This is a genomic window from Winogradskyella sp., assembly GCF_013042245.1.
Classification (GTDB): domain Bacteria; phylum Bacteroidota; class Bacteroidia; order Flavobacteriales; family Flavobacteriaceae; genus Winogradskyella.
In genome coordinates, this window is sequence record NZ_JABDQL010000078.1 from 1 (window position 1) to 7519 (window position 7519).

7 protein-coding genes and 2 pseudogenes are annotated in these 7519 nt (G+C 33.9%); 5 read left to right on the forward strand and 4 right to left on the reverse strand.

The genetic code is table 11. From position 1 onward, the window contains the following. Positions 1-322 precede the first annotated feature (322 nt). The 4 genes and pseudogenes from HKP48_RS06525 (at position 323) to HKP48_RS06540 (ending at position 2242) form a co-directional block, all read left to right on the forward strand. The gene (locus tag HKP48_RS06525; protein ID WP_296344066.1) at positions 323-466 is read left to right on the forward strand and encodes a hypothetical protein; all 144 of its coding nucleotides are present in this window, start codon (positions 323-325) and stop codon (positions 464-466) included. A 103-nt stretch (positions 467-569) separates the two neighbouring features. Next, a pseudogene (locus HKP48_RS06530) lies at positions 570-886 on the forward strand (DUF4846 domain-containing protein). Next, complete coding sequence (locus tag HKP48_RS06535) at positions 879-1256, forward strand: Na(+)-translocating NADH-quinone reductase subunit F (RefSeq protein WP_296344055.1); 378 nt, start codon at positions 879-881, stop codon at positions 1254-1256. Before HKP48_RS06530 ends, HKP48_RS06535 begins: the two are co-directional and overlap by 8 nt. Before the next feature lie 2 nt (positions 1257-1258). Next, positions 1259-2242 carry an FAD:protein FMN transferase gene (locus tag HKP48_RS06540; protein WP_296344057.1) on the forward strand — a complete coding sequence of 328 codons (984 nt, stop codon included), beginning with the start codon at positions 1259-1261 and terminating at the stop codon, positions 2240-2242. A gap of 1 nt (position 2243) precedes the next feature. On the opposite strand, the gene HKP48_RS06545 is transcribed toward HKP48_RS06540, so the two are convergent. Both HKP48_RS06545 and map read right to left on the reverse strand, forming a co-directional pair. Then, on the reverse strand, positions 2244-3011 hold the full coding sequence (locus tag HKP48_RS06545) for a class I SAM-dependent methyltransferase (protein ID WP_296344059.1): 768 nt from the start codon (positions 3009-3011) through the stop codon (positions 2244-2246). Beyond that, positions 3008-3826 carry a type I methionyl aminopeptidase gene (gene map / locus HKP48_RS06550; RefSeq protein ID WP_296344061.1) on the reverse strand — a complete coding sequence of 273 codons (819 nt, stop codon included), beginning with the start codon at positions 3824-3826 and terminating at the stop codon, positions 3008-3010. Before map ends, HKP48_RS06545 begins: the two co-directional genes overlap by 4 nt. Before the next feature lie 127 nt (positions 3827-3953). On the opposite strand from map, the gene HKP48_RS06555 reads away from it, so the two are divergent. Then, a complete protein-coding gene (locus HKP48_RS06555) occupies positions 3954-5219 on the forward strand; it encodes an acetyl-CoA hydrolase/transferase C-terminal domain-containing protein (protein ID WP_296344063.1) in 1266 nt (421 codons plus the stop codon). 8 nt (positions 5220-5227) lie between these two features. Here the strand turns inward: HKP48_RS06555 and HKP48_RS06560 are convergent. Both HKP48_RS06560 and gpmI read right to left on the reverse strand, forming a co-directional pair. Then, positions 5228-5635: pseudogene (locus HKP48_RS06560) on the reverse strand (hydrolase). 1 nt (position 5636) lies between these two features. After that, on the reverse strand, positions 5637-7154 hold the full coding sequence (gene gpmI, locus HKP48_RS06565) for a 2,3-bisphosphoglycerate-independent phosphoglycerate mutase (protein WP_296344065.1): 1518 nt from the start codon (positions 7152-7154) through the stop codon (positions 5637-5639). Positions 7155-7519 lie beyond the last annotated feature (365 nt).

Consider the following 7519-nt stretch of genomic DNA (forward strand, 5'->3'; position numbering starts at 1 on the left):
TGAAAAATTGATAGCAAATTATGTTAAGGAACAAGGTGTTGAAAAGGATTATAAAAGTTTGAAAAAGAATAATCAATTGAAATTATTTTAATGCCTCGTGGGCTTGCCCCGAGGATTATTTACTTCAAAATTTCATAAGGCATCAAAAATTGAAGGATTTTGGAGCTAAGGTCATTAATTATGATGGTAATCCTATTTCTATCAGTTTGGGCACGTTGGCGTTTTAGATATTGATGTGCCTAGCAATGACTTACAACAATGTGCCGATGCGTTAATAAGATTACGAAGTGAATAGCTTTGGGATACAAATCAGAAGGATAAAATTGGTTTTGAATTTACAAGCGGACATCATTGCTCTTGGAAAAAATATGCGGAAGGTTACCGACCAAAAATCAATGGAAATAAAGTTAGCTTTCCTGTGTTTATATGTATTGTTTTTTTAAGGACACATGCTGTTCGCTATTAATCATTCCTTTGGGTGATAATATGTTTAGCATGCTCGTTTCATAAAATGGTTGCTACAAACCATTCCAAAGCTAATTTCTATAACTATTTTGAATCTTATTTACATGTATTCTGGTACGCTATCTTTAGATAGTGAATTAAAAGAAGTCACATCAATTAAAGAATTAAAAATAGGTGATATACTTATTATCGGTGGTTATCCTGGTCATGTAATATGATTGCTGACATTGCAGAAAATGTAATAGGAGAACGCTTATTTCTACTCATTCAAGGCAATACACCTGTACAAAGTATTCATTTACTAAAAAATTTGGAGGATACTTCGATTTCACCTTGGTATAAATTGAAATTAAATTCGGAAATATCTGTGCCAGGCTTTACCTTTACAAATTCAAAGTTTGCAAGGTTTAAAGATGAGTAAAGCACTATCAAAGCAAGAATTACACAACCTCGCCATGAATCATGTTGGTAAGGATTTAGAGTCTCGCGGTTTTGAGTTTGTTGCTATCAATAGCAAACTTAAAAAGCATCCGCAATTTGTGTGTATAGATAAAAATAGCCAGTATTTTTTTGTGATAGTGAGAGCTGTTTTATTGCCAGAAAATCCTAATAATTATGATGTTGTTTGGATGGAAACCTTTAAGCAACATGCTTACGATAAAGATGCAAAAGTCCTTTATGCAGGTGTTGGTTTGGGAAATCCTGATGGCGAAGACCTTCCAATTTATCTCAATGAGGAATATCTTATAGAATATAATGGCATACAGGTCATAGAAACTAATCTGAATTAAACATGAAAAAAATCACTTTATTATTTTTTGCTCTAGTTACAATTTTGGCATGTAAAGAAGATGTTGAAACAACAATAAAGTTAAACGGACCTGTGTTTGGTACAGGTTATAATATTCAGTACTATTCAGAAGAAGGTATTAACTACCAAAAAGAGTTCGATAGTTTATTTACGGTTATTAATAATTCTTTATCTACATACATTTCAAGTTCAGATATTTCTAAATGGAATAGGAATGAGCCTGTTGAAATCGATGAACATTTTACGACTGTCTTTAATACTTCAAAAAAAATTTTTAAGGAGTCAAAAGGTTTGTTTGACCCTACTATAGGTAATGTTGTAAACGCTTGGAATTTTGGTCCAGATGAAAATAAATTCCTAACAGACAGCACTACTATAAAAAGCCTAATGCAACATGTAGGATTTGATAGAGTTATTAAAACACCAACCAGATTTATAAGACCAGACAGCGCATATTTAGATTTTAATGCTATCGCAAAAGGTTACGGTATAGATGTTATTGGAGAGTTTTTAGAATCTCGAAGTATTAGAAATTATATAGTAGACATCGGTGGCGATATAAGAGCTTCTGGTATTAATAAAGAAAAGAAAAAGGGATGGACTATTGGTATCGAAGATCCAAATTTTGATGGTTCACAATCTTATTCAAAAGCCATTACTTTAACTAACAAGGGTATGGCGACTTCGGGGACTTACCGGAAGTTTAAAGTAGATGAGGAAGGAAATCGTTATGCACACATTATTAATACAACAACTGGCTATCCTACAAAAACTAATGTATTAAGCGTTTCGGTGATTGCGCCAAATGCAATGTTGGCGGATGGTTATGCCACAACATTCCAAACCATGGGTCTAGAAAAGACAAAAGTGTTTTTAAATGCACATCCAGAATTACAAGTATATTTTATTTATTTGGATGAAAGTGGTGCGCTACAGACACTTAGTTTAAATGGTTTTCCAGAATAGTTTATTTATAAACCACAGGAATAATTTCACCTTTGGCCAAACAGTATTTTTTAATTTCTTCATCTGAGAGCTTAGATGTATAATCAACTTCTTTAACTTTAAAACCAACGCTTCTAAGTTTGTCAAAATAATCACGTCCATAAACACGTACATGGTCGTATTGACCAAAGATTTTAGCACGTTCAGTCTTGTCAGTTATAGAATTATCTTCAAAAGTTTTGTCTCTATTTAAGTCTTGCGGAATTTGAAATACACCCCAGCCACCGGATTTCATAACACGATATAGTTCTTGCATGGCTTTGGTATCATCAGGAATATGTTCTAAAACATGATTACAAAGTATAATATCGTAGCTGTTGTCTTCAAAAGGTAAATTACAGATGTCTGCTTTTACATCTGCAATTGGTGATAGTAAATCTGTTGTTGTATAATAGAGATTCTCTAATTTTCTAAAATGTTTTAAAAAGCATTGCTCAGGAGCAAAATGTAAAACCTTGGCTTCTCGAGTAAAAAAATCAGTCTCGTTTTGCAGATACAACCACAATAGTCTGTGGCGTTCTAAACTTAATGTGGAAGGCGATAAAACATTATTACGTTGTTGACCATAACCGTAAGGCAAAAAACTTTTAAAACTATTACCATCAATTGGGTCCATATAGGTATGTCCCTTAAGTAAAAAACTTAAAACTGGACGAACAATATAGCTTAACCTAATAAGTATAGGTCTTGGAATTGTATTTAATATGAGTTTAAATAGAGTTTTCTTCAAAGCACTAGTGCTTGCTGTCTAAACTCATCTTCTTCATTACTATCTATACCCAAAGCTTCATAAATGTATGCAAATGTAGAAAGTAACTCAGGTTTGCCATCTACTATAGCTACATCGTGTTCAAAATGGGCACTTGGCTTGTTATCTAAAGTAGTAATCGTCCAACCATCTCTATGTTGTTTGATACGCTGAGTCCCTAGATTTATCATAGGTTCTATAGCGACTACCATACCTTCAACAAACTTTTTGCCACGACCTCGTTTACCATAATTAGGCATTTCTGGGTCTTCGTGCATTTTACGGCCCAAACCATGACCAACGAGTTCTCTAACAACGCCATAGCCGTGAGCTTCGCAATATTTTTGTATAGCATAGCCCACATCACCGACACGATTTCCTAATTTAAATTCTCTAATCCCTACGTATAAAGATTCTTTAGTAACCTGAAGTAATTTTTTAGTTTCTGAATCTATTTCTCCAATGGCAAATGTATACGCGTGGTCTCCATAAAATTCATTTTTAATAGCACCACAATCAATAGAAATAATATCGCCTTCAATCAAAGGTTTGTCATTGGGTATACCATGAACCACTTGCGAGTTTGGACTCATGCAAAGCGTATTAGGGAAATCATATAAACCCAAAAAACCAGGAATTGCACCTTGGTCCCTGATGCATTCTTCGGCTATCTTATCTAATTCTAAAGAAGTTACCCCAGGTTTTATCGCTTTTGCTAATTCTCCAAGAGTTTTGGAAACGACAAGAGCTGCTTCTCGCATCAATTCTATTTCTTCTTTTGTTTTTACAACAATCATTTTCAACTGTATTGGTGGGCAAAGATACTAAAATTAACATGTTATTCTTTTTTGCTTAAATATGATATTTGACATGTATTGAAATCTATTTATGTTTTACTTTTACGCAATCAATAAAGATTATATTATGTATAAATTAGTTTCAGCAGAAGAGGCTGTAAAAGTTATAAAATCCAACGATAAAGTATATATCCAAGCTGCAGCGGCTGCACCTCAAGCATTAATTAAAGCAATGTCTGCTAGACATCAAGAATTAAGAAATGTTGAAATTTGCCAGCTCCATACTGAGGGAGAGGCACCATACGCTAATCCAGAATTAAAAGACAGTTTCCATGTTAATTCATTTTTTATTGGTAAAAATGTGAGACATACCTTAAAAGCTGGTAACGGTTCCTACACACCTGTTTTTTTGAGTGAGTTACCACGACTTTTTCAACGACGTATTATTGACCTTGATATTGTTTTAATTCATGTTTCGGTACCAGATAAACACGGCTATTGCTCATTAGGAGTTTCCGTAGAAGCCACACTAGCAGCAATTGATAACGCAAAAATTGTTATTGCTCAAGTTAACAAGAATATGCCGCGTACCCACGGTGCAGGTATAATTCATCATTCGGAAATTGATTATTTTGTAGAGTCTAACGAAGAATTACCTTCTCACGAAATGGCTGAGCCTACAGAAATAGAAGGTAAGATTGGAGACCATGTGGCGAGTTTAATTGAGGATAGAAGTACTTTACAAATGGGTATTGGCTCCATACCAAATGCGGTATTAACAAGACTAAAAAATCACAAAGATTTAGGATTACATACTGAAATGTTTTCGGACGGAGTTATAGATTTAATTCTAGACGATGTTATAAACGGAAATTATAAAAAGATAAATCGCGGTCGTGCTTTAACTACTTTTTTGATGGGATCAAAGCGCTTATATGACTATGTAGATGATAACCCTTTTGTAGAAATGAGAGCTTCCAACTATACAAATAATTCGGCATACATCCGACAGAACCCTAAAATGGTAGCCATAAACTCTGCTATAGAAGTAGATGTTACAGGGCAAGTCTGTGCAGATTCTATAGGTTCTGGTATGTATTCTGGTGTTGGTGGGCAAATGGATTTCATCAGGGGTGCATCTCTAAGTGAAGGCGGTAAAGCTATTATAGCTTTGCCTTCGGTTACAAGAAAGGGAATTAGTAGAATTGTTCCAAATTTAAAATTAGGTGCTGGCGTTGTTACTACCAGAGCACACGTGCATTATGTAGTTACAGAATATGGTATTGCTAATTTGTACGGAAAAACAATTAAACAGAGAGTAAAGGCCTTAACAGAAATTGCACATCCAGATCACAGAGAGTCTATTGATAAAGCGTATTTTGATTTGATTTAACCTATCATCTAAAAAGACCAATAAAACCTTTTTTTAGATTTCGGTTTTTCTAGATTTGGAAGTTCATTGGTAAGTAATTGATATACTTTACCACAGCCTCTGAAGCCATCAATGTTTCTGTCGTCAATAAAATAAGCGGCATAAATTTTTGGGCTTCTCTCTTTTGAAAATTGCTCTTCGGGAAAGCTTTTATTTACAGAATAAAATTCAACGCCATTTTCTTTACAAAAGTCAACGGCTTCTTGTAATCTTTGACCATCACGATAAGTCCATAAAATTAGTCGATGACCATCATTTTGAAGGCGTAAAAGTGTTTAAAAAGTAAAAAGCTGAGGTTTGCCAATATTTGGATATGAATCTTTTACAATGGTACTGTCAAAGTCTATAGCTAATATGAGTTTTTCTTTAAATTTCATTTTAAACTAAAGAATGTTGTGTCATAGTTTTAGGTTGGTCTATACCTATTAAATTTAAAATGGTCGGTGCAATATCTCCCAAGATACCATCTTTAATTTTTTTTAAATCTTTATCAATTAATATTACCGGAACTGGGTTTGTAGTATGAGCTGTATGTGGTGTTCCGTCAGGATTAATCATAGTTTCACAATTACCGTGGTCTGCAATGAGTATAGTGGTATAGTCATTATCTAAAGCGGTAGTGATAACAGCTTTTACACACTCATCAACCGCTTCACATGCTTTTATTGCAGCTTCCATTACGCCAGTATGCCCAACCATATCTCCGTTAGCAAAATTAAGACAAACAAAATCGACATCACCTTTTTCTAGCTCAGGTACTAGAGCATCTCGTAATTCGTAAGCGCTCATTTCGGGTTTTAAGTCGTAGGTGGCTACTTTTGGCGAGTTTCTGAGTATCCTTGTTTCGCCTTTAAAAGGTTCTTCTTGTCCTCCGGAAAAGAAAAAAGTGACGTGAGGATATTTTTCTGTTTCAGCGATCCTAATTTGTGTTTTGTTGTGTTTTTCTAAAATTTCACCCAAAGTTTCGGTTAAATTATCTTTATTGAAAACGACGTTAATACCTTTAAAATTTTCATCATAATTTGTCAAAGTCACATAGTGTAAATTCAATTTGTGCATATTAAACTCATGAAAATCATTCTGTGATAAAGCATCTGTTAGTTGTCTTCCGCGGTCAGTTCTAAAATTGAAGAAAATAACAACATCGTCTTCTTTTATCCTTGTAATAGGTTCCCCACTTGCATCAATATTAATTATTGGTTTTATAAATTCATCTGTAACACCTTCAGCATAACTAGATTGAATAGATTTTAATACTTGATTGGTCTTTTCGCCTTCGCCATTAACCAAAGCATCATAAGCAATCTTAACGCGTTCCCAGCGTTTATCTCTATCCATAGCATAATACCGACCAGTCACTGTAGCCAGCTTTGCACCGCTTTCACTTAATTTTTCTTCTAATTCTGAAATAAAACCGTAGCCCGATTTTGGGTCAACATCTCTTCCGTCAGTAAAAGCATGAACAAAGACATTGTGTAATTCATTTTCTTTTGTAGCATCTAGTAATCCAAACAAATGGTTAATATGAGAGTGCACACCACCATCACTAACTAAACCCAAAAGATGAATACTCTTATCATTGTTTTTTGCATAAGCAAAAGCATCTTTGAGCACCTGTTCTTCTTGAAGCGTTTTATTTTTTACAGCTAAATTGATTTTTACCAAATCTTGATAAACAATTCGGCCAGCTCCCAAGTTCATATGGCCAACTTCACTATTGCCCATCTGTCCTTCTGGTAAACCAACATGCAACCCATCTGTTCTAAGTGTAGCATGTGGATATTTTGTGTAAAGTGAATCTATAAATGGTGTATTGGCATTATCTATTGCTGAGACTTTTGGGTCAGGAGACATGCCCCAACCATCTAGAATCATTAGAATTACTTTTTTATTCATGATAGTTTGTTAGTGAATTTCAAAGATAACACTTACCTGAGGATATCAAATTTGAAGCATTAATTTTTTTTAGTTTATCCGTTTTTACAGATTCAAAAAAAAACAGTTTATTTTGTAATTATTAAAGTTTGTGAACACTTTAACTTATTCGTTCACAAATTGTTAAATATCTGTTATCTCTTTTCGCTTCATGTAACAGATTAAATAATTGGTCGTCTATTCAGTATAAGTAAAAATCAAGGCTATATTCTATAATATGACTTAAATAAGTTGTATTTTATTAAAAACGAAAGTCATGATACCACAAAATTTCACAGAATACTTCAAAAGCCTCGAATTATTTGAGCGACAGGAAATAGTAAATG

Coding starts and splice junctions, on each gene's coding strand:
- HKP48_RS06535 (WP_296344055.1), top strand. CDS start 879: ATGAGTAAAGCACTATCAAAGCAAGAATTACACAACCTCGCCATGAAT.
- HKP48_RS06540 (WP_296344057.1), top strand. CDS start 1,259: ATGAAAAAAATCACTTTATTATTTTTTGCTCTAGTTACAATTTTGGCA.
- map (WP_296344061.1), bottom strand. CDS start 3,826: ATGATTGTTGTAAAAACAAAAGAAGAAATAGAATTGATGCGAGAAGCA.
- HKP48_RS06555 (WP_296344063.1), top strand. CDS start 3,954: ATGTATAAATTAGTTTCAGCAGAAGAGGCTGTAAAAGTTATAAAATCC.
- gpmI (WP_296344065.1), bottom strand. CDS start 7,154: ATGAATAAAAAAGTAATTCTAATGATTCTAGATGGTTGGGGCATGTCT.